This window comes from Pseudomonas sp. PvP089, assembly GCF_017875165.1.
In the GTDB taxonomy this organism is placed as follows: domain Bacteria; phylum Pseudomonadota; class Gammaproteobacteria; order Pseudomonadales; family Pseudomonadaceae; genus Aquipseudomonas; species Aquipseudomonas fortuita.
Map to the genome: position 1 here is coordinate 5,280,361 of NZ_JAGGME010000001.1, position 19,900 is coordinate 5,300,260.

Below are 19,900 nucleotides of genomic sequence, written 5' to 3' on the forward strand. Positions count from 1 at the left end.
GTTGTGTTGCCTGCTCCGGCCATGGGGCCATCAGCCACAAAAAAGCCGACCCTGAGGTCGGCTTTTTCATGCAGCTCAGGCCATCAACCCGCCCGACGCAACAGCCAGACACCGGCCAAGGCACAGATCCCCGCCGGGATCACCACCGCCAGCAGCGGCGGGAAGCCGAACACCTGGCTCGAAGGCCCCAGCAGGTCCTGGGCAATACGGAACACGAAACCCACCAGCACACCGGTGAACACACGCTGGCCCAGGGTGACCGAACGCAGCGGGCCGAAGATGAACGAGATCGCCATCAGCACCAGCGCCGCGGTAACCATCGGCTGCAGCACCTTGGTCCAGAACGCCAACCAGTAACGGGCATTGTTCAGGCCCTGGTCGGACAGGTAGTGGATGTAATCCCACAACCCGGTAATGGACAGCGACTCCGGCGCCAGGATCACGGTATTGAGCAGTTCTGGCGTGAGCGAAACGTCCCAGCGCTCCTGCGGCGCGCCGACCACTTCGGTGTGGTCGCCACGGAAGTAGGTGGTACGCACGTCGGCGAGCAGCCAGTGGTCGTTCTGGTACTGCGCGCGGCGGGCGAAGCTTGAGGTGACGATCTTGCGCTCGCTGTCGAAGCGGTAACGGGTCACACCCAGCAGCAGGCCGTTGGGCTGTACGGAGTTGATGTGCACATACTCTTCACCCTGGCGGTGCCACATGCCGCGCTTGGAGCTCTGTGCCTCACCACCGCCCTGGGCCAGGGAACGGTCGGCCTGGGCCTTGTTCTCGGTCACCGGTGCCACGTATTCGCCGATCAGCAGCCCTACCAGCATCAGCACCAGCATCGGCTTCATCACCGCCCAGACGATGCGGCCGATAGACACCCCGGCCGCACGCATGATGGTCAGTTCGCTGCTGCTGGCCAGGCTGCCCAGGCCGATCAGGCAGCCGATCAAGGCCGCCATCGGCAGCATGTCATAGAGCCGCCGGGGTGCTGTCAACAGGACGAAGTTGCCGGCCTCCATCAACGTGTAGGTATCACTCAGGTCGCCCATCTCGTCGATGAAGGCGAACAGCGAGGCCAGGCCGAGGATGATGCCCAGCACGGCCAGAATGGCCAGCAGCACGCTCTGGCCGATGTAGCGGTCCAGCTTACCCATGGGCCACCTCCGCACGACGGGCGGCACGCTTGAGGCGCAGCGGTTCCCAGTACAACAGGCCAAGGCCGATCAACAGGAACAGGCCGTGGACCCACCACATGCCCAGGCCAATCGGCAATTTGCCCTTCTCGAGGGCGCCACGTACGGAAATCAGCATTGTCAGGTAAGCCATGTACAAAAGAATTGCCGGCAGCAGCTTGAGGAAGCGGCCCTGACGGGGGTTGACCCGGGACAGAGGCACCGCCAGCAAGGTAACGACGAATACCAGGATCGGCAGCGACAACCGCCACTGCAGCTCGGCGCGCTCTCGCAGGCCCTCCTTGCCGATCAGCTCGGAAGTGGGAATGGCTTCGCGCTCGGTCACTTCTTCGGCCACTTCCGGTTTGGGCAGCTGCACGCCATAGGTGTCGTACTTGATCGCACGGTAATCGGCCTGACCAGGATTGCCGTCATAGCGGTAGCCGTTTTCCAGCACCAGGTAGCGGTTACCGTCGGCCTGGATCTCCTGGTGACCTTTTTCAGCGACCAGTACCGACGGGGCACGGTCCTTGGTCTTGTCCTGGTTGAAGCGCTTCTCGGAGATGAACACCCCGGACAGGTTGACGCGGTCGTCCGACAGCTGCTCGGTGTAGGTCACCCGCGAACCGTCACGCAGGGTCTGGAAGCGGCCCGGCACCAAGGTGTCGAACTCGGTCAGCGTGTCCTGCTGGGCAATGATCTGCTGCACCTGGGCAACGCCCAACGGCGCAAGGCTCAGGCTCAGCCAGGCCACCAGCAGGGCAACCAGGGCCGCCGGCGCCATGGTCAGCCCCAACAGGCGCTGCTGGCTCATACCGGTTGCAGACAGCACGGTCATCTCGCTTTCCAGGTACAGCCGCCCGTAAGCCAGCAAAATGCCGAGGAACAGCCCCAGAGGCAGGATCAGTTGCAGGAAACCCGGCAGCCGGAAGCCCATGATCAGGAACAGCACGCCCGGATCGAGCACGCCCTGGGCGGCCTGGGCCAGATATTTGATGAAGCGCCCACTCATGATGATCACCAGCAGCACTGCGCTGACGGCGCTCAAGGTCACCAGGACCTCGCGGGACAGATAACGAAAGACGATCAAACCAGACACTCCTGGGTTGTCAGGGCGGACTGCCATGCAATGGCGCCAAACAATGACTTAGTACAGCCAAGACCAATGCCGGTTCGCCAAAGGCGAACCTCCATGTAAAGTGCGCGCATTATCCTGTGATTGACCGCGCCTGTCACTTGGCCGCGCATGAAGGCGCATATCGGGGTTGTCAGCACGCTTGCCGCAGGCTCAAACTGGCAGCTTTTCCGCTGGCGCGCGACTACGCGGCCAAGCCCGTCCTGAGCGCTGGAACACACAGCGCCACTTGTATCGATCATTCGGGGACCCTGACATGGAACTGGTTGTAAAAAGCGTAGCTGCTGCATCCGTAAAAACTGCCACCCTGGTCATTCCGGTAGGTGAAAACCGCAAGCTTGGCGCCGTTGCCAAGGCGGTCGACCTGGCCAGCGAAGGTGCCATCAGCGCTGTGCTCAAACGCGGCGACCTGGTTGGCAAGCCAGGCCAGACCCTGCTGCTGCAGAACCTGCAGGGCCTGAAAGCTGAGCGCGTGCTGCTGGTGGGCAGTGGCAAGGACGAAGCCCTGGGTGACCGCACCTGGCGCAAACTGGTCGCCAGCGTGGCCGGCGTGCTCAAGGGCCTGAATGGCGCCGATGCCGTGCTGGCCCTGGACGATGTCGCAGTCAACAACCGCGATGCCCACTACGGCAAATACCGCCTGCTGGCAGAAACCCTGCTCGACGGCGAGTACGTGTTCGACCGCTTCAAGAGCCAGAAGGTCGAGCCACGCGCCCTGAAAAAAGTCACCCTGCTGGCCGACAAGGCCGGCCAGGCGGAAGTCGAGCGTGCCGTCAAGCACGCCAGCGCCATTGCCACCGGCATGGCCTTCACCCGCGACCTGGGCAACCTGCCGCCTAACCTGTGCCACCCAAGTTTCCTCGCCGAACAGGCCAAGGACCTGGGCAAGGCGCACAAGGCGCTGAAGGTCGAGGTACTGGACGAGAAGAAGATCAAGGACCTGGGCATGGGCGCGTTCTACGCCGTGGGCCAGGGCAGCGACCAGCCACCGCGCCTGATCGTGCTCAACTACCAGGGCGGCAAGAAGGCTGACAAGCCGTTCGTGCTGGTGGGCAAGGGCATCACCTTCGATACCGGCGGCATCAGCCTCAAGCCAGGCGCCGGCATGGACGAAATGAAGTACGACATGTGCGGCGCTGCCAGCGTGCTCGGCACCCTGCGTGCAGTGCTTGAACTGCAACTGCCAGTCAACCTGGTATGCCTGCTGGCCTGCGCCGAGAACATGCCAAGCGGCGGCGCCACCCGCCCGGGTGACATCGTCACCACCATGAGCGGCCAGACCGTGGAAATTCTCAACACCGACGCCGAAGGCCGCCTGGTGCTGTGCGACACCCTGACCTACGCCGAGCGCTTCAAGCCGCAGGCGGTGATCGACATCGCCACCCTGACCGGCGCCTGCATCGTCGCCCTGGGCAGCCACACCACCGGCCTGATGGGCAACAACGACGACCTGGTCGGCCAGTTGCTCGACGCTGGCAAGCGCGCCGACGACCGTGCCTGGCAATTGCCGCTGTTCGACGAATACCAGGAGCAGCTGGACAGCCCGTTCGCCGACATGGGCAACATCGGCGGGCCGAAGGCCGGGACCATCACCGCAGGCTGCTTCCTGTCGCGCTTCGCCAAGGCCTACAACTGGGCGCACATGGACATCGCCGGTACCGCCTGGATCAGTGGTGGCAAGGACAAGGGCGCCACAGGCCGCCCGGTGCCCCTGCTGACCCAGTACCTGCTGGACCGCGCTGGCGCCTGACGCCGTGAGGCCGGTGGTGTCTAGCGCACCATCGGCCGGCGATGACCACCATGAGCAAAGTCGACTTCTACATCTTGCCCACCGACTCGCTGTCGGCGCGGCTCGATTTCGCCTGCAAACTGTGCGAAAAGGCCTGGCGCCTCGGTCACCGGGTCTATCTGCATTGCCAGGATGCCGAGCAGCGCAACGAGCTGGACCTGCGTTTGTGGCGCTTCAAGGGTGAGGCCTTCGTGCCCCACGACCTGGCCGAGCTGCATGCCGATGCCGGCGTGGCCCTTGGCCTGGATGACAGCGCGGGCGATCACCGCGACCTGCTGATCAACCTGGGGGCCGGCGTGCCGGGCTTCGTCGGCCAGTTCGAGCGCGTGGCCGAAATCGTGGTGGAAGAGCCTGGCATCCGCCAATCCGCCCGTGAACGATTCCGTTTCTACCGCGAACAGGGCTATGCTCTGCAAGACCACCGCTTACAGCGACTTTGACGACGATGGACAAGCCCTCCCCTTTGCCCGACTCCGCCCATCTGCTCGATGACCTCGAGTCGATCCGCCAGCTGCTTGGCGATGCCGACCTGCAACCGCCGCTGCTGACCGAGACGGTGGAGCAGATCCCGTTGCTGCTGGAAGAACCTGCCGGTCACCCTGCACCTGATAGCAAACCGATCGCTGTCGAGCCCGAGGAAGACCCGCAGACCCGCCGGCAGGACACCCTGCTGCACCTGGAAAGCGAGCTGCGCGCAGCGGCGCAGATGATCATGCAGGACGTGATCAACGACTTCACCCCGCATATCGAAAACGAGATCAAGCGCCGGCTGGATGCGCGGATCGAGCGCTTGATCAAGCGTACCGAGTGATATTCCGGGGCCGCTTTGCGGCCCATTCGCGGCACAAGGCCGCTTCTGCAGGCACCGCGATCCCTGTAGGAGCGGCCTTGCGCCGCGAATGGGCTGCAAAGCAGCCCCAGCGGCTGTCGCCTCAACACCCCAGCTTGGTTATACTTCCCGGCTTTCCCGAATAAATGCACAGGGTCCCGCCGCGCATGGATAAGACCTACCAGCCGCACGCCATCGAAACTTCCTGGTACAACACCTGGGAGTCCGAGAACTATTTCGCCCCACAAGGTGCAGGCGAGTCCTACACCATCATGATCCCGCCGCCGAACGTGACCGGCAGCCTGCACATGGGCCACGGGTTCAACAACGCGATCATGGATGCCCTGATCCGTTTCCGCCGTATGCAAGGCCGCGACACCCTCTGGCAGCCAGGTACCGACCACGCCGGTATCGCCACCCAGATGCTGGTCGAGCGCCAGCTCGAAGCCAAGGGCCAGAACCGGCATGACCTGGGCCGCGAAAAGTTCCTGGAAAAGGTCTGGGAATGGAAGGACCAGTCCGGCGGCAACATCAGCCGCCAGATCCGCCGCCTGGGCTCGTCGGTAGACTGGAGCCGCGAGCGCTTCACCATGGACGACGGCCTGTCCGAAGCGGTCAAGGAAGCTTTCGTGCGCCTGCATGAAGACGGCCTGATCTACCGCGGCAAGCGCCTGGTCAACTGGGACACCAAGCTGCACACGGCCATCTCCGACCTCGAAGTGGAAAACCACGACGAAAAAGGCCACCTGTGGAACCTGCGCTACCCGCTCGCCGACGGCGCCAAGACCGCCGAAGGCCTGGACTACCTGGTCGTCGCCACCACCCGTCCGGAAACCCTGCTGGGTGACGCAGCCGTTGCGGTCAACCCGAACGACGAACGCTACCAGGCACTGATCGGCAAGTTCGTCGAACTGCCGCTGGTCGGCCGCCGCATCCCGATCATCGCCGACGACTACTGCGACCCCGAGTTCGGTACCGGCTGCGTGAAGATCACCCCGGCTCACGACTTCAACGACTATGAAGTCGGCAAGCGCCACAACCTGCCACTGCTGAACATCTTCGACAAGAACGCCTTCGTGCTGGCCAGTGCCCAGGCCTTCAACCTCGACGGCAGTATCAACGAGCAGGTCGACACCCGCCTGCCGGCCCAGTACGCCAACCTCGACCGCTTCGTCGCGCGCAAGCAGATCGTTGCCGACCTCGACGCCCAGGGCCTGCTGGTGAGCATTGACGACCACGCCCTGAAAGTACCGAAAGGTGACCGTTCGGGCACCGTCATCGAGCCGTGGCTGACCGACCAGTGGTACGTTTCCACCAAGCCGCTGGCAGAACCTGCCATCGCTGCCGTGGAAGATGGCCGCATCCAGTTCGTGCCCAAGCAGTACGAGAACATGTACTTCTCCTGGATGCGTGACATCCAGGACTGGTGCATCAGCCGCCAGCTGTGGTGGGGCCACCGCATCCCGGCGTGGTACGACGAGGCCGGCCAGGTCTACGTTGGCCGCGACGAAGCCGAAGTGCGTGCCAAGCACAACCTGGGCGCCGACGTGGCCCTGCGCCAGGACGACGACGTACTCGACACCTGGTTCAGCTCGGGCCTGTGGACCTTCTCCACCCTGGGCTGGCCGGAACAGACCGAGTTCCTCAAGAAGTTCCACTCCACCGATGTGCTGGTAACCGGCTTCGACATCATCTTCTTCTGGGTTGCGCGCATGATCATGCTGACCATGCACCTGATCAAGAACGAAGATGGCACCCCGCAGGTACCGTTCAAGACCGTGTATGTGCACGGCCTGGTACGCGACGGCCAGGGCCAGAAGATGTCCAAGTCCAAGGGCAACGTCCTCGACCCGCTGGACATCGTCGACGGCATTACCCTCGACGCCCTGCTGGAAAAACGCACCAGCGGCATGATGCAGCCCAAGCTGGCCGAGAAAATCGCCAAGCAGACCAAGGCCGAGTTCCCCGAGGGTATCGCCAGCTACGGCACCGACGCCCTGCGCTTCACCTTCTGCTCGCTGGCCTCCACTGGCCGCGACATCAAGTTCGACATGGGCCGCGTCGAAGGCTACCGCAACTTCTGCAACAAGATCTGGAACGCCGCCCGCTATGTGCTGGACAAGGGCGAGGACTGCGGCCAGAACGGCGAAGCCTACGAGCTGTCGCTGGCTGACCGCTGGATCATCTCGCAGCTGCAGCGCACCGAAGCCGAAGTGACCCGCCAGCTGGAGCAGTTCCGCTTCGACCTGGCCAGCCAGGCGCTGTACGAGTTCATCTGGAACCAGTACTGCGATTGGTACCTGGAACTGTCCAAGCCGGTACTGTGGGACGAAAACGCCCCGGTCGAGCGCGCCCGTGGCACCCGCCGCACTTTGGTGCGCGTACTGGAAGTGGCGCTGCGCCTGGCGCACCCGTTCATGCCTTTCATTACCGAAGAAATCTGGCAGCGTATCGCGCCGCTGGCCGGTATCGAAGGCAAGACCATCATGCTGCAGCCTTGGCCAGTGGCCAATGAAGCCCGTATCGACGCGGCTGCCGAAGGCGACATCGAGTGGCTGAAGGAGCTGATGGTCGGCCTGCGCAATATCCGCGCCGAAATGAACATCGGCCCAGGCAAGCCACTGCCGCTGTTCCTGAAGAACGCCAACGCCGACGACCAGCGCCGCCTGCAGGAAAACGAAGCGCTGCTGAAGAAACTGGCCAAGGTCGAGTCGTTCACCGTCCTGGGGGATGCTGATGAGGCGCCGTTGTCGGCCACTGCCTTGGTCGGTGACCTGCAAGTGCTGGTGCCTATGGCTGGCTTGATCGACAAGGATGCCGAGCTGGCGCGCCTGAACAAGGAAATCCAGCGTCTGCAAGGCGAAGTGCAACGCGTGGGCGGCAAGCTCTCCAACGCCGCCTTCGTCGACAAGGCACCGCCTGCGGTGATCGAGAAGGAACGCGCCAAGCTGGCCGAGTCCGAACAGGCCCTCGCCAACTTCACCGAGCAGCATGCGCGGATTGCTGCGCTGTAACTTGACAATGCTGACCTGACCCGCGAGGGCTTTGCCCTCGTTCGCGGCACAAGGCCGCTCCTACAGGGACGGCGCCGGTTTGAAGGGCGCCGCTATCCTGTGGGAGCGGCCTTGTGCCGCGAATGGGCCCACAGCGGCCCTCTGGCCAGCACCTGCAGCACCGGACCCGAGCATGACCCAAAACAAACCCACCTTGCACCCGCGCAACCGCCACCAGGGACGTTACGACTTCCCCAGCCTGATCAAGGCCCACCCTGACCTGGCCCGTTTCACCATTACCAACCCACACGGCAAACCCAGCATCGACTTCGCCAACCCCGAAGCCGTGCGGGTGTTCAACCGTGCCCTGCTCAAGGCCCAGTACGGCATTCAGCACTGGGACATCCCCGCCGACTACCTGTGCCCGCCCATTCCCGGCCGCGCCGACTACATCCACGTGGCCGCCGACCTGTTGGCCGACGACAATGCGGGTGAAATCCCCAAGGGCGCCAAGGTGCGTGCGCTGGATATCGGCGTTGGCGCCAACTGCATCTACCCGCTGCTGGGCTACAGCGACTACCGCTGGCGCTTCCTCGGCTCGGACATCGACCCCGTGGCCCTGGCCTCGGCCAAAGCCATTGTCCAGGCCAATGGCCTGGGCAAGGCCATCACCCTGCGCCAGCAGGCCAACCGCGCGCATATTCTCAGCGGCTTGCTGCAGGACGACGACCGCTTCGACCTGACCCTGTGCAACCCGCCCTTCCATGCCTCGCGCGAGGAAGCCACCCGTGGCAGCCAACGCAAGTGGAAGAACCTGGGCAAGCAGGACCCCAAGCGCAAGCTACCGGTGCTGAACTTCGGCGGCCAGAACAATGAACTGTGGTGTGAAGGCGGTGAAATCCGCTTTGTCAGCCAACTGGTTGGCGAAAGCGTGCAATACGCCGAGCAGGTGTTGTGGTTCACCAGCCTGGTATCCAAAGCCAGCAACCTGCCGGGTATCGAGGCTGCGCTCAGCAAAGCAGGCGCCAAAGCCGTGCGCATCCATGACATGGGCCAGGGCCAGAAGCAGAGCCGCATGGTCGCCTGGAGCTTCCAGGACGACGCCGCGCGCAAGGCCTGGCACGCCCGGCGTAAAACCCAGGCATGAAAAAACCGCGCCTGGGCAAGCCAGGCGCGGTTTTTGTCAACGCTTCAACAATTACTTGTTGATGGCATCGGTCAGCACTTTGGCTGGAACGAACTTGACGACTTTCTTGGCAGCGATTTCGATGGCAGCGCCAGTCGAAGGGTTGCGGCCGGTACGGGCAGGACGCTCGGAGACTTTCAGCTTGCCGATGCCTGGCAGAGTGATTTCAGCGCCGTTTTCCAGCTGGTCGGCAACGATCTGGCCCAGTTGCTCCAGAGCGTTCTTGGCGGTGGCTTTTGGCGCGGCGATCGATTCGGCGATGTCGGCAATCAGTTGGTCTTTGGTCAATGCCATGGTGGTGTTCCTTCCCTATCAAATTCGATGGTTATGCAGCGAACTACGACGTTATCGGGCCAGCCCCTTACAGTGGAGGGCCGCGCCAATTGCGTATGTAGATACATAAATCGGCGTTTGGTTCGACACGACGACAGCACGCTGCCAGCACTGCGCCACACGAGGGGCGCAAGACCGCGCAAAACTACCACAGGAATGGATAAATATCCGCTGCGCACTTCGATTTAATGCAGGTTTTTCGGGGGTTTTAGCCTAAAACGCAGAAAACTGAACAAAAAACGAACAACCGACATATCTGCCAACATACGGCCACTGCATCACCTTGTGTCTAGGGTAAACTTGCCAACTTTTGCAGCTCGCCGAGAATCCCATGCCAATCCGTCATTGCATCGTTCACCTGATCGACAAAAAGCCCGATGGCAGCCCTGCTGTACTGCATGCCCGCGACGCCGAGCTGGCCGCATCCGATGCCATCGAAAACCTGCTGGCAGATCTCAACGACAGTTACAACGCCAAGCAAGGCAAGGCCTGGGGTTTTTTCCACGGTGAGTCTGGGGCCTACCCGCTCAGTGGCTGGCTGAAGCAGTACCTCGATGAGGAAAAGGACTTCACCGCCTTCAGCCGCGTGGCGGTGGAACACCTGCAAAAGCTGATGGAAGAGTCCAACCTGTCCACCGGCGGGCACACCCTGTTTGCCCATTACCAGCAAGGCATGACCGAGTACCTGGCGATTGCCCTGCTGCACCACAGCGAAGGCGTGGCAGTGAACGCCGAGCTTGATGTAACGCCTTCGCGCCACCTCGACCTTGGCCAGCTGCACCTGGCAGCGCGCATCAACCTGTCGGAATGGCAGAACAACAAGAGTTCCAAACAGTACATTTCGTTCATCAAGGGCAAGAACGGCAAAAAGGTCTCGGACTATTTCCGCGACTTCATCGGCTGCCAGGAAGGCGTCGACGGCCCAGGCGAAACCCGCACCCTGCTCAAGGCTTTCAGTGACTTCGTCGAGAGCGAAGACCTGCCGGAAGCGTCTGCCCGCGAAAAGACCCAGACCCTGGTCGATTACGCTACCACCCAGACCAAGCTGGGCGAGCCGGTCACGCTGGAAGAGCTGTCCAGCCTGATCGACGAGGACCGGCCCAAGGCGTTTTACGACCATATCCGTAACAAGGATTACGGCCTGTCTCCGGAAATCCCCGCAGACAAACGCACCCTCAACCAGTTCCGTCGCTTCACTGGCCGGGCCGAAGGCCTGTCGATCAGCTTCGAGGCGCACCTGCTGGGGGACAAGGTTGAATATGACGAAGAGGCTGGTACCTTGGTCATCAAGGGCCTGCCAACGCAGCTGGTCGATCAGCTCAAGCGCCGCAAGGACTGATCAGCTGCCTGCATAGGAGGCGACCAGCGCCTCCTTGGCCGACTTGCGCAGCCGCTTCACCAGGCGCTCCTGGCGCAATGCCTCGCCTTTGTTCGGCCACTGCTCCACATACACCAGCGCCTGCGCGGGGCTGGTCTTGAAATACCGCGCGCCCTGCCCTTTCTGATGCGCCACGAAACGCCGCTGCGGGTCGTCACTGATGCCGCAGTAGAGCGAACCATTGGCGGCACGCACAAGGTAGACATACCAGGGTTTCGCTACCGGTTGCGGCAATTCTTCACTCACGACGCCAGCTCTTTCGATGATTAATTTGGTGAGCCCAACGCTTGAGGGCTACATCATGTTCCGCACACTACCGCAAATACTGCTCGGCGCAACGCTGTCGACCATCGCCGTTACCGCCAACGCCTCGATCGGCGCAAAGGTCGCCCAAAAAATGCAGGCCAACTACGACGCGACCCCGCCACAATGCGAGGGCGAAGCCGTACCCGCCCATGCCTGTTCCGGGGTGCTGCTAAGGTCGACCCGGCCCTCGCCCGCGTATCACACCTGGCACCACAGCCCCAACTCCAAGGCCAAAGGTGCGGTGTCGTTTTCCTACCTGCGCGCAGATATTCCGGTGACCCGCCTGGCAGAAGATGGCCGCAGCGGTTTCACCCTGCACCCCATGCTGCAAAGGCCCAAAGGCACCCTGCGCTATGAAATGCTCTGCGCCATGCCCAGCGATGGCGATACCTGGGAACGCGGCTCCCGCGGCTGCGGCGACAACCGCCAGACGGCGGATGTCGAAACCGTCTGCCATGAGCAAGGCATCCTGACGGCCGAGGACTGGATCGCACAGTTCAGAAAAACCGGTGACTACAAACAGCAATGTGCCTTCGACATCCAGCGCGCCCGGGTGCCGGAGCGGGCCGAGGCTTTCCACCAAAGCCTGCGGGTCAAGCAATTGTTCGCCGCTGAAATTGCGGATTCCACGCTGACTCGGACACCCATTCCACGCGCATCCGGACAGTGATTCCACGCTGATCCGGACACTCATTCCACGAGCATCCGGACACCGACTCCACGGTCATCCGGACACTTTTCTGGCAGGCAGCCACGCAGGATTTATTCACTACCATCGATCTCTTTTTCGAAGCAGAGAGGTCGTTGTGGAGCGTTTATCCATGCGTAAAATCCGAGAGGTGTTACGCCTCAAGTTCGACTGCGGCCTGTCCGTGCGCAAGATCGCCCGCAGCCTGGGCATTGGCCACAGCAGTGCCGGTGATTACCTCTGCCGTTTTGCCGCCAGCGGCCTCACCTGGCCCTGTTCGTTGTCCGATGCCGAGTTGGAGCAGCAACTGTTCCCGCCGGCCCCGGCGGTTGCCAGTGAGAAGCGGCCTTTACCCGATTGGGCATGGGTGCATGCCGAACTGCGCCGCCCCGGGGTGACCCTGGCGCTGCTCTGGCAGGAGTACCGCCTGAGCCAGCCTCAGGGCTTTCAGTACAGCTGGTTCTGTGAGCACTACCGAGCCTGGCAGGGCAAGTTGGACGTGGTGATGCGTCAGGAGCACCGCGTCGGCGAGAAGCTGTTCGTCGACTATGCCGGCCAGACGGTGCCGGTTATCGATCGCCACAGCGGCGAGATCCGCCAGGCGCAGGTGTTCGTCGCGGTGCTCGGCGCGTCCAGCTACACCTTCGCCGAAGCCACCTGGTCGCAGCAGCTGCCGGACTGGCTAGGCTCCCATGCCCGCTGCTTCGCCTTCCTCGGCGGCGTGCCGGAGATCGTGGTGCCGGACAACCTGCGCAGCGCGGTGAGCAAGAGTCACCGCTACGAGCCGGACATCAACCCGAGCTACCGCGATCTGGCCGAGCACTATGGCGTGGCGGTGGTGCCGGCGCGGGCACGCAAACCGCGCGACAAGGCCAAGGCCGAAGTCGGCGTGCAGGTGGTCGAGCGTTGGATCCTCGCCGCACTGAGGAATCGGCAGTTCTTCTCCCTGGATGAACTCAACACGGCCATCGCCGGGCTGCTGGAGCGGCTCAACCAACGCCCGTTCAAGAAGCTGCCGGGCTCCCGGCAGTCGGCCTTCGACAGCCTGGATCGTCCGGCGCTGCGCCCCCTGCCGGAGCAACCCTACGTCTACGCCGAGTGGAAGAAGGCGCGGGTGCACATCGACTACCACGTCGAGGTCGATGGGCATTACTACTCGGTGCCGTATCAACTGGTGAAGAAGCAGCTGGAGGTGCGCCTGACGGCGCGCACCGTCGAGTTTTTCCACGCCAACCAGCGAGTGGCCAGCCACCTGCGCTCAATGCACAAGGGCAGGCACAGCACGCAGGCCGAGCACATGCCCAAGAGCCATCGCGAGCATGCCGAGTGGACGCCGCAACGGCTGATCCGCTGGGCCGAGCAGACCGGGCCGAACACCGCCGGCGTGATCCGGCACATCCTCGAACGGCGCATCCATCCGCAGCAGGGCTACCGGGCCTGCCTGGGCATCCTGCGCCTGGGTAAAACCCACGGTGAGGCGCGTCTGGAGTTGGCCTGCCGTCGCGCCATCAGCCTCGGCACGTGCAGCTACAAGAGCCTCGAATCGATCCTGCGCCAGGGGCTGGAAAACCTGCCGCTAGCTCAAACCAACCTGCCGCTACTACCGGACGACCACGCCAACCTGCGCGGATCCGCCTACTACCACTGACCCCAAGGAATCCCACCATGCTGCCCCATCCGACCCTGGACAAGCTGCAAACCCTGCGCCTGCACGGCATGCTCAAGGCGCTGAATGAACAACTGAAAACCCCGGACATCGACAGCCTGAGCTTCGAAGAACGCCTCGGCCTGCTGGTCGACCGCGAGCTGACCGAACGCGATGACAAGCGCCTGAGCAGCCGCCTGCGCCAGGCCCGGCTCAAGCACAACGCCTGCCTCGAAGACATCGACTACCGCAGCCCGCGCGGACTGGATAAGGCGCTGATCCTGCAACTGAGCAGTGGTCAGTGGCTGCGCGACGGCCTCAACCTGATCATCGGCGGCCCCACCGGTGTCGGTAAAACCTGGCTGGCCTGCGCCCTGGCCCACCAGGCCTGCCGGGAGGGCTACAGCGTGCGCTACCTGCGCCTGCCACGTTTGCTGGAAGAACTGGGTCTGGCCCATGGCGACGGCCGCTTCGCCAAGCTGATGAGCAGCTACGCCAAGACCGACCTGCTGATCCTCGACGACTGGGGCCTGGCCCCGTTCACCGGCGAGCAACGGCGCGACATGCTGGAGCTACTGGACGACCGTTACGGCCAGCGCTCGACCATCGTCACCAGCCAGATGCCGGTGGACAACTGGCACGAACTGATCGGCGATCCGACCCTGGCCGATGCCATCCTCGACCGCCTGGTGCACAACGCTTATCGGATCAATCTGAAGGGTGAATCAATGCGCAAACGGACGCAGAAATTGACGACGCCAGCCAACCCGGACTAACAATGCCACCCCTGCGTCGCTGCGCTCCGACTGCCTGTCCGAATGAGCGTGGAACAGGTGTCCGGATCAGCGTGGGCTGAGTGTCCGAATGGCGTGGAATCCGCACTGAAATGCCATTCCCGTGGAACGAGGTGATGATCGGCGCGTGGGACGAAGCACGCTCCGGCAGCTTGCCCATCCAATCGTTCTTCTACATCGACGGCCCATACGGCGCGCTTGAGCAGGCTCAGGCGGACCAACGCGACTGGCACCAGACCCACGGCAGCTTCATTCCCGTCATCCGCATACAACTGCCGAAGTCACTGCAGGACGGTGCCAGGTTCAGCTACCACGACGGCGATCAGGCTGTAGCGCTGCCCTGACTGTGCTGGTAAGCCCGCAGGCCCTTGAAGGCCTGCTGGCGCACCTTGTTCTTGAGCATGGGTGACCACCCCAGCAACATACCCGGCACACCCAACGCCTGCCGCGACCAGCGCCACAAGTCGAAGGTATCGTCATGCTGGCAGATCAACCCGTCGCGAATCACAAACCGTGCCTGGATGTCGTTGACCACAACACGGCCGGTCTGGCTGAACAGGTAGGTCGCCACCCAGTGCGCGCCGCCACTGCGCTCGTCGGCGCGCACACTGTCGAATGCCAGGGTGAAGTTTTTGGCCCGGGTAGCGAGCATCCGCCACATGTCGCCCACATCCCTGCCGCGCAGGGTGCCGAAAACCGGGTCGCTGAAAACGATATCGTCGCTGTAACAGGCCACCATGGCCTCGGCGTCCAGGCGCTGGAAAGCCTGGTAGAAGCGGGTGATCAGGTCGCGGTTGGCGTCGCTCATGGGGCAGGTCCGTCCAGGGCTCGAAAACAGCACCATAATCTGCCCCGCAGGCTTATGCCAGTGCCGGCCCCACTGGGATCACGCTGCCCGCAAAATGTGTGCAATGCCAGCGGGAGCGGCTTTACCCGCGATAGCGCCGGCAGTGCCAGCACGGGCCTCAAACTTTCTCGCAGGTCACCTGCACATGCAAAGCACGCCCGGCACCCAGCCCGAATACGATGGCGCCAATGCCCAGCACGGCAAAAATCCAGCCCAGTGCCGCCCAGCCCCCGGTGATGTCGTGCACCAGGCCCACCGCAAACGGCCCCATCGACGCCAGGGTGTAACCTACCCCCTGGGCCATGCTCGACAGGTTCGCCGCCACATGGGCATCTTTCGAGCGCAGCACGATCAAGGTCAGCGCCAGGGCAAAGGTGCCACCTTGCCCCAGGCCCAGCACCACGGCCCATCCCCACAACCCGGACAACGGTGCATACAGGCAACCGAACAGGCCGGCCAGGGTGATGAGCATGACCAGCACGATGGCCAGCCGCTGGTCCTTGCCACGGGTGGCCAGCCAGGGCGCACTGAGCGAACTGACCAGTTGCACGATCACCGACCCCGACAACACCAGGCCTGCGTCGGTCGGGCTCAGGCCGCGGCCGATGAGGATCGACGGCAACCAACCGAACACGATGTAGGCCAGCGATGACTGCAGGCCCATGTACAGGGTTACCTGCCAGGCCAGCGGGTCACGCCACAGGCCACGCACGCGATAGGCCACCTTGTGCAGGCCATGCCCCCGTCGCGCCTGCGGCAGCCACACCAACATGGCCAGCAACGCCGGCAACGCCCAGAAGCCCAGCCCCATTGCCCAACCACCCTCAAAATGCTGGGCCAAAGGCACCGTCGCCCCCGCCGCCATCGCCGCACCCAGGCACAACGCCATGGTGTAGACGCCAGTCAGCGTGCCAGCATGTTGCGGGAAGTCGCGTTTGACGATACCTGGCAACAAGACGCCGATGATGCCGATGCTGGCCCCCGCCATCAGGCTGCCGAGAAACACCCCGACAGCCCCAAAGGCGCTTCGTACCACGATGCCTAGCGCCAGGGTGACGAGAATGCCGAGGATCACCCGCTCGCTGCCAAAGCGCCGCGCGAGCACCGGTGCAAGCGGGGCAAACAAGCCAAGGCAAAGTACCGGCAAGGTGGTCAGCAAGCCGGCCTGCGAGGCATTAAGCCCGAGGCCCTCGGACACCTGCCCCAGCACCGGCGCCATGCTCGACAGCGCCGGGCGCAGGTTCAATGCAACCAGCACCAGGCCAAGCAGCAACAGCCAAGGCCGCCGCAACACCACAGGTTGCTGCTGAACCTGCTCATCGTCAGCTTCGGCATCGATCAAAAGCTCATCGAGGTCGCGCTCATTGCGCGGGGTGTTATGGGTTATGGATTCAGCCATGGCCTTCTCGGAGTCAGGATTCGATGAGGGTACGGCTCAGGCGCTTGGCCCGCTCCGCATCACGTTGTTCGATGGCGTCGAGGATCTGCCCATGCAGATCGAACGTGGCCTGGCAACGGGGCACGGTTGCCATGTTGTGCTTCAGAGCAGCCGCCACCACCCCGGCAAAGTACCGGTACAGCTCGCTTAACGCCGGGTTGTGCGCGGCATCGACCAGCCGCTGGTGAAATACCAGGTCGCACGCTACATATTCATCGACATCCCCGTGAAAGTGCCCGGCACTGCCGGCCAAGGCATCACGCAGCGCTTGCAGGTCAGTATCCGTTCGGCGCAGCGCCGCCAGGCCAACGGCTTCAGCCTCAAGGATATGGCGGGTTTCCCGGGCCTGCTCCGGGGTGCAGCGCGACATTGCCTGCACCGCCTGCAAGGGGTCATGCGCCGTGCGCAAGTAGCTACCGTCGCCCTGACGAATTTCCACCAGGCCACTGAAAGCCAGCACGCGCATCGCCTCGCGCACGGTGTTGCGGCTTATGCCCAGCTGATGGGCCAGCTCCGGCTCAGTCGGCAAGCGCTGCCCGACCTGCCAATCGCCCATCACGATACGCTCGCGCATGCGCTCCACGGCCAGCTCCACGAGAGAGCGCTTGGTCAACTCGGTACCCATCTCACTCAACCAATCATCCGATGAATCGACAGAGCTTAGTGGATATCGGGCAGCCGGGCAAACCACCAGGTATTTGAACCCAGGCGTTCGGGGTCGAAGAGAGCAGCCGTTAGGCTGTGGGCATGCCCTGCGAATAGGGGGCGCGGTGCCTGGCACCGGCTTCGCCGGTGTTCGCGGGGCAAGCCCGCTCCCACAGGGCGACTGCTAAATCAGGCAGTTAGCAGCTGTTCTGTGGAAGCGCAGGGCCATCCATCACGTCAGTTCAACGCATCGAGCAGCGCCTGGTTCATGTCTGGCGTGCCGATGGTAATGCGCAGGAACTGGGCAATGCGCGGCTGCTTGAAGTGGCGCACGATCACACCTTGCTCGCGCAGGCGTGCAGCCAGTTCGCCGGCATCTTGGTGCGGGTGGCGGGCAAAGATGAAGTTGGCGGCCGAAGGCAGTACCTCGAAACCCTTGGCCTCAAGCTGCCTGACCAAGACCTCGCGGCTCTCGATCACCTTGCGGCAGGTTTCCTCGAAATACTCGCGGTCTTCGAATGCCACCGCCGCGCCAACGATCGCAGCACGGTCCAAGGGATAGGAGTTGAAGCTGTTCTTGATCCGCTCCAGCGCCTCGATCAGGTCCGGATGCCCTACCGCCAGCCCCACCCGCAAGCCAGCCAACGAGCGCGACTTCGACAACGTCTGGGTAACCAGCAGATTGTCGTAGCGGTCCACCAGGCTGATGGCCGTCTCGCCACCGAAATCGATGTAGGCCTCATCGACCACCACCACCGAGTCACGGTTGGCCTGCAGCAACTGTTCCACCGCCTGCAGCGGCATCAGGCAGCCAGTCGGCGCATTGGGGTTGGGGAAGATGATGCCGGCATTTGGCTTGTTGTAGTCCTCGATGCGGATCTGGAACTGCTCATCCAGCGCCACCTGCTCGAAGGCAATACCGTACAGGCCGCAATAGACCGGGTAGAAGCTGTAGCTGATGTCCGGGAACAACAGCGGCGCATCGTGCTGGAACAGGCCGTGGAAGATGTGCGCCAGCACCTCGTCCGAGCCGTTGCCGACAAACACTTGCGCCGGGGTTACGCCGTAGTACTCGGCGACCGCCTGCTTCAGCCGGTCACCGTTCGGGTCCGGGTACAAGCGCAGGTTGTCGTTAAGCTCGCCACGCATGGCCTCCAGCGCCTTGGGCGACGGGCCGTAGGGGTTTTCGTTGGTGTTCAGCTTGACCAGACGGGCCAGCTTGGGTTGCTCGCCCGGCACATAAGGCACCAGGTCCTTGACGAAGGGGCTCCAGAATCGACTCATGCTCAGTTCCCCTTCTCTTGGGTCAGGATACGGTATTCGGCGCTGCGGGCGTGGGCGGTCAGCGACTCGCCACGGGCCAGGACCGAAGCCGTGTGGCCCAGCTCGGACGCGCCCTGCTCGGAGCAGAAAATGATCGACGAACGCTTCTGGAAGTCATACACCCCCAACGGCGACGAGAACCGCGCGGTGCCGGAGGTAGGCAGCACGTGGTTGGGCCCGGCGCAGTAATCGCCCAGCGCTTCGCTGGTGTGACGGCCCATGAAGATTGCGCCAGCGTGGCGAATGTGCGGCAACCAGGCTTGCGGGTCGGCCACCGACAGTTCCAGGTGCTCCGGGGCAATGCGGTTGGCCACGTCCATGGCCTGTTGCATGTCACGCACCTGGATCAGTGCACCACGGCCATTGATCGACTTCTCGATGATGTCGGCACGTTCCATGGTCGGCAGCAGCTTGCTGATGCTGGCCGCAACACGGTCGAGGAATGCGGCATCCGGGCTGACCAGGATGGCCTGGGCGTCTTCATCGTGCTCGGCCTGGGAGAAGAGGTCCATGGCGATCCAGTCCGGGTCGGTCTGGCCGTCGCATACCACGAGGATTTCCGACGGGCCGGCGATCATGTCGATGCCTACCTGGCCGAATACGTGGCGTTTGGCGGTGGCTACGTAGATGTTGCCCGGGCCGACGATCTTGTCCACCTGCGGCACGCTTTCGGTGCCGTAGGCCAGTGCAGCAACCGCCTGGGCACCACCGACGGTGAATACGCGGTCCACACCGGCGATGCAGGCGGCAGCCAGCACCAGTTCGTTGACCTCGCCACGCGGGGTCGGCACTACCATTACCACTTCGGCCACGCCGGCAACCTTGGCCGGAATGGCGTTCATCAGCACCGACGAAGGGTACGACGCCTTGCCGCCCGGCACATACAGGCCTGCACGGTCCAGCGGGGTGACCTTCTGACCCAGCACGGTGCCGTCGGCCTCGGTGTACTGCCAGGAGTCCTGCTTCTGCCGTTCGTGGTACATGCGCACGCGGTTGGCGGCCTTTTCCAAGGCTTCGCGCTGGACCGGGGTAATGCGGGTCAGGGCCAGCTCCAGGCGCTCGCGACCGAGGATCAGGTCATCGATGCTGTTGGCCGAAACGCCGTCGAAACGCTGGGTGAACTCTACCAGTGCCGCATCGCCGCGCTCGCGCACGCCCTTGATGATGTCGAGCACGCGCTGGTTGACCGCGTCATCGGACACACTCTCCCAGCTCAGCAGATGATCCAGATGTCGGGCGAAATCCGGATCAGCAGCGTTGAGACGGGCAATTGCAGTGGACACGGTCATGGCGAGGGCCTCGTAATATTAGCGAATGCTCAGGCGCCCTAGGGGATTGTGCGAAAAGTGCCTGCGCGACGATCATGCTACGTTAAAAACAGGCTCGGAATGCTCATTTGCAACCAGCA

General features: G+C 63.2%; 19 protein-coding genes. 10 read left to right on the top strand and 9 right to left on the bottom strand.

The features are described from left to right. Positions 1-83 precede the first annotated feature (83 nt). Entirely contained in the window at positions 84-1,145 is a 1,062-nt protein-coding gene (lptG, locus tag J3A71_RS24085) for an LPS export ABC transporter permease LptG (protein WP_016485066.1), read from the bottom strand. Next, complete coding sequence (gene lptF, locus J3A71_RS24090; RefSeq protein WP_016485065.1) at positions 1,138-2,253, bottom strand: LPS export ABC transporter permease LptF; 1,116 nt, start codon at positions 2,251-2,253, stop codon at positions 1,138-1,140. Before lptF ends, lptG begins: the two co-directional genes overlap by 8 nt. Before the next feature lie 301 nt (positions 2,254-2,554). On the opposite strand from lptF, the gene J3A71_RS24095 reads away from it, so the two are divergent. The 5 genes from J3A71_RS24095 to rlmF all read left to right on the top strand — a co-directional run bounded on the left by J3A71_RS24095 (position 2,555) and on the right by rlmF (position 9,056). Then, positions 2,555-4,048: a leucyl aminopeptidase gene (locus tag J3A71_RS24095; RefSeq protein WP_016485063.1), complete on the top strand. Its 1,494-nt coding sequence runs from the start codon at positions 2,555-2,557 to the stop codon at positions 4,046-4,048. Between the two features lie 50 nt (positions 4,049-4,098). After that, the gene (locus J3A71_RS24100; RefSeq protein WP_024717624.1) at positions 4,099-4,527 is read left to right on the top strand and encodes a DNA polymerase III subunit chi; all 429 of its coding nucleotides are present in this window, start codon (positions 4,099-4,101) and stop codon (positions 4,525-4,527) included. A 5-nt stretch (positions 4,528-4,532) separates the two neighbouring features. Further along, positions 4,533-4,898, top strand: coding sequence for a hypothetical protein (locus J3A71_RS24105; RefSeq protein ID WP_016485061.1), 366 nt, complete (start codon positions 4,533-4,535; stop codon positions 4,896-4,898). A gap of 185 nt (positions 4,899-5,083) precedes the next feature. After that, the gene (locus J3A71_RS24110; RefSeq protein WP_060517599.1) at positions 5,084-7,930 is read left to right on the top strand and encodes a valine--tRNA ligase; all 2,847 of its coding nucleotides are present in this window, start codon (positions 5,084-5,086) and stop codon (positions 7,928-7,930) included. 172 nt (positions 7,931-8,102) lie between these two features. Continuing rightward, positions 8,103-9,056, top strand: coding sequence for a 23S rRNA (adenine(1618)-N(6))-methyltransferase RlmF (gene rlmF, locus J3A71_RS24115; protein WP_016485059.1), 954 nt, complete (start codon positions 8,103-8,105; stop codon positions 9,054-9,056). Positions 9,057-9,107: 51 nt separating this feature from the next. On the opposite strand, the gene J3A71_RS24120 is transcribed toward rlmF, so the two are convergent. Then, positions 9,108-9,389 (bottom strand): HU family DNA-binding protein, encoded by a 282-nt coding sequence (locus J3A71_RS24120; protein WP_003255106.1) that lies wholly within the window; start codon positions 9,387-9,389, stop codon positions 9,108-9,110. A 370-nt stretch (positions 9,390-9,759) separates the two neighbouring features. Between J3A71_RS24120 and yejK the strand changes: the two genes are divergently transcribed. Next, positions 9,760-10,767 carry a nucleoid-associated protein YejK gene (yejK, locus tag J3A71_RS24125; RefSeq protein WP_016485058.1) on the top strand — a complete coding sequence of 336 codons (1,008 nt, stop codon included), beginning with the start codon at positions 9,760-9,762 and terminating at the stop codon, positions 10,765-10,767. Here the strand turns inward: yejK and J3A71_RS24130 are convergent, their stop codons facing one another. After that, positions 10,768-11,052 (bottom strand): GIY-YIG nuclease family protein, encoded by a 285-nt coding sequence (locus J3A71_RS24130; RefSeq protein WP_016485057.1) that lies wholly within the window; start codon positions 11,050-11,052, stop codon positions 10,768-10,770. A gap of 28 nt (positions 11,053-11,080) precedes the next feature. Here J3A71_RS24130 and J3A71_RS24135 point away from each other — a divergent pair, with 28 nt between their 5' ends. From J3A71_RS24135 to J3A71_RS24150, 4 genes are all read left to right on the top strand, one after another. Further along, on the top strand, positions 11,081-11,782 hold the full coding sequence (locus J3A71_RS24135) for a hypothetical protein (protein ID WP_209953381.1): 702 nt from the start codon (positions 11,081-11,083) through the stop codon (positions 11,780-11,782). 151 nt (positions 11,783-11,933) lie between these two features. Beyond that, positions 11,934-13,448: an IS21-like element ISPpu7 family transposase gene (gene istA, locus J3A71_RS24140; protein ID WP_019437638.1), complete on the top strand. Its 1,515-nt coding sequence runs from the start codon at positions 11,934-11,936 to the stop codon at positions 13,446-13,448. A 17-nt stretch (positions 13,449-13,465) separates the two neighbouring features. Continuing rightward, on the top strand, positions 13,466-14,221 hold the full coding sequence (gene istB, locus J3A71_RS24145; protein ID WP_019437637.1) for an IS21-like element ISPpu7 family helper ATPase IstB: 756 nt from the start codon (positions 13,466-13,468) through the stop codon (positions 14,219-14,221). A 110-nt stretch (positions 14,222-14,331) separates the two neighbouring features. Then, the gene (locus J3A71_RS24150; protein WP_209953383.1) at positions 14,332-14,583 is read left to right on the top strand and encodes a hypothetical protein; all 252 of its coding nucleotides are present in this window, start codon (positions 14,332-14,334) and stop codon (positions 14,581-14,583) included. Here the strand turns inward: J3A71_RS24150 and J3A71_RS24155 are convergent. From J3A71_RS24155 to hisD, 5 genes are all read right to left on the bottom strand, one after another. Further along, positions 14,562-15,047, bottom strand: coding sequence for a nuclear transport factor 2 family protein (locus tag J3A71_RS24155; protein ID WP_060517601.1), 486 nt, complete (start codon positions 15,045-15,047; stop codon positions 14,562-14,564). The two genes, J3A71_RS24150 and J3A71_RS24155, sit on opposite strands and share 22 nt — an antisense overlap. A gap of 157 nt (positions 15,048-15,204) precedes the next feature. Further along, positions 15,205-16,485 carry a CynX/NimT family MFS transporter gene (locus J3A71_RS24160; RefSeq protein ID WP_060517603.1) on the bottom strand — a complete coding sequence of 427 codons (1,281 nt, stop codon included), beginning with the start codon at positions 16,483-16,485 and terminating at the stop codon, positions 15,205-15,207. Between the two features lie 13 nt (positions 16,486-16,498). After that, complete coding sequence (locus J3A71_RS24165; RefSeq protein ID WP_060517605.1) at positions 16,499-17,149, bottom strand: FadR/GntR family transcriptional regulator; 651 nt, start codon at positions 17,147-17,149, stop codon at positions 16,499-16,501. 257 nt (positions 17,150-17,406) lie between these two features. Further along, positions 17,407-18,453 carry a histidinol-phosphate transaminase gene (hisC, locus tag J3A71_RS24170; protein ID WP_016485052.1) on the bottom strand — a complete coding sequence of 349 codons (1,047 nt, stop codon included), beginning with the start codon at positions 18,451-18,453 and terminating at the stop codon, positions 17,407-17,409. A gap of 2 nt (positions 18,454-18,455) precedes the next feature. Next, a complete protein-coding gene (gene hisD, locus J3A71_RS24175; RefSeq protein ID WP_023046950.1) occupies positions 18,456-19,781 on the bottom strand; it encodes a histidinol dehydrogenase in 1,326 nt (441 codons plus the stop codon). Positions 19,782-19,900: the final 119 nt, after the last annotated feature.

Excerpts from the sequence above, each read along its gene's own strand:
- lptG (WP_016485066.1), bottom strand. The coding sequence starts at position 1,145 with ATGGGTAAGCTGGACCGCTACATCGGCCAGAGCGTGCTGCTGGCCATT.
- J3A71_RS24095 (WP_016485063.1), top strand. The coding sequence starts at position 2,555 with ATGGAACTGGTTGTAAAAAGCGTAGCTGCTGCATCCGTAAAAACTGCC.
- J3A71_RS24100 (WP_024717624.1), top strand. The coding sequence starts at position 4,099 with ATGAGCAAAGTCGACTTCTACATCTTGCCCACCGACTCGCTGTCGGCG.
- J3A71_RS24105 (WP_016485061.1), top strand. The coding sequence starts at position 4,533 with ATGGACAAGCCCTCCCCTTTGCCCGACTCCGCCCATCTGCTCGATGAC.
- J3A71_RS24110 (WP_060517599.1), top strand. The coding sequence starts at position 5,084 with ATGGATAAGACCTACCAGCCGCACGCCATCGAAACTTCCTGGTACAAC.
- rlmF (WP_016485059.1), top strand. The coding sequence starts at position 8,103 with ATGACCCAAAACAAACCCACCTTGCACCCGCGCAACCGCCACCAGGGA.
- J3A71_RS24120 (WP_003255106.1), bottom strand. The coding sequence starts at position 9,389 with ATGGCATTGACCAAAGACCAACTGATTGCCGACATCGCCGAATCGATC.
- yejK (WP_016485058.1), top strand. The coding sequence starts at position 9,760 with ATGCCAATCCGTCATTGCATCGTTCACCTGATCGACAAAAAGCCCGAT.
- istA (WP_019437638.1), top strand. The coding sequence starts at position 11,934 with ATGCGTAAAATCCGAGAGGTGTTACGCCTCAAGTTCGACTGCGGCCTG.
- istB (WP_019437637.1), top strand. The coding sequence starts at position 13,466 with ATGCTGCCCCATCCGACCCTGGACAAGCTGCAAACCCTGCGCCTGCAC.
- J3A71_RS24150 (WP_209953383.1), top strand. The coding sequence starts at position 14,332 with ATGCCATTCCCGTGGAACGAGGTGATGATCGGCGCGTGGGACGAAGCA.
- J3A71_RS24155 (WP_060517601.1), bottom strand. The coding sequence starts at position 15,047 with ATGAGCGACGCCAACCGCGACCTGATCACCCGCTTCTACCAGGCTTTC.
- J3A71_RS24160 (WP_060517603.1), bottom strand. The coding sequence starts at position 16,485 with ATGGCTGAATCCATAACCCATAACACCCCGCGCAATGAGCGCGACCTC.
- J3A71_RS24165 (WP_060517605.1), bottom strand. The coding sequence starts at position 17,149 with ATGGGTACCGAGTTGACCAAGCGCTCTCTCGTGGAGCTGGCCGTGGAG.
- hisC (WP_016485052.1), bottom strand. The coding sequence starts at position 18,453 with ATGAGTCGATTCTGGAGCCCCTTCGTCAAGGACCTGGTGCCTTATGTG.
- hisD (WP_023046950.1), bottom strand. The coding sequence starts at position 19,781 with ATGACCGTGTCCACTGCAATTGCCCGTCTCAACGCTGCTGATCCGGAT.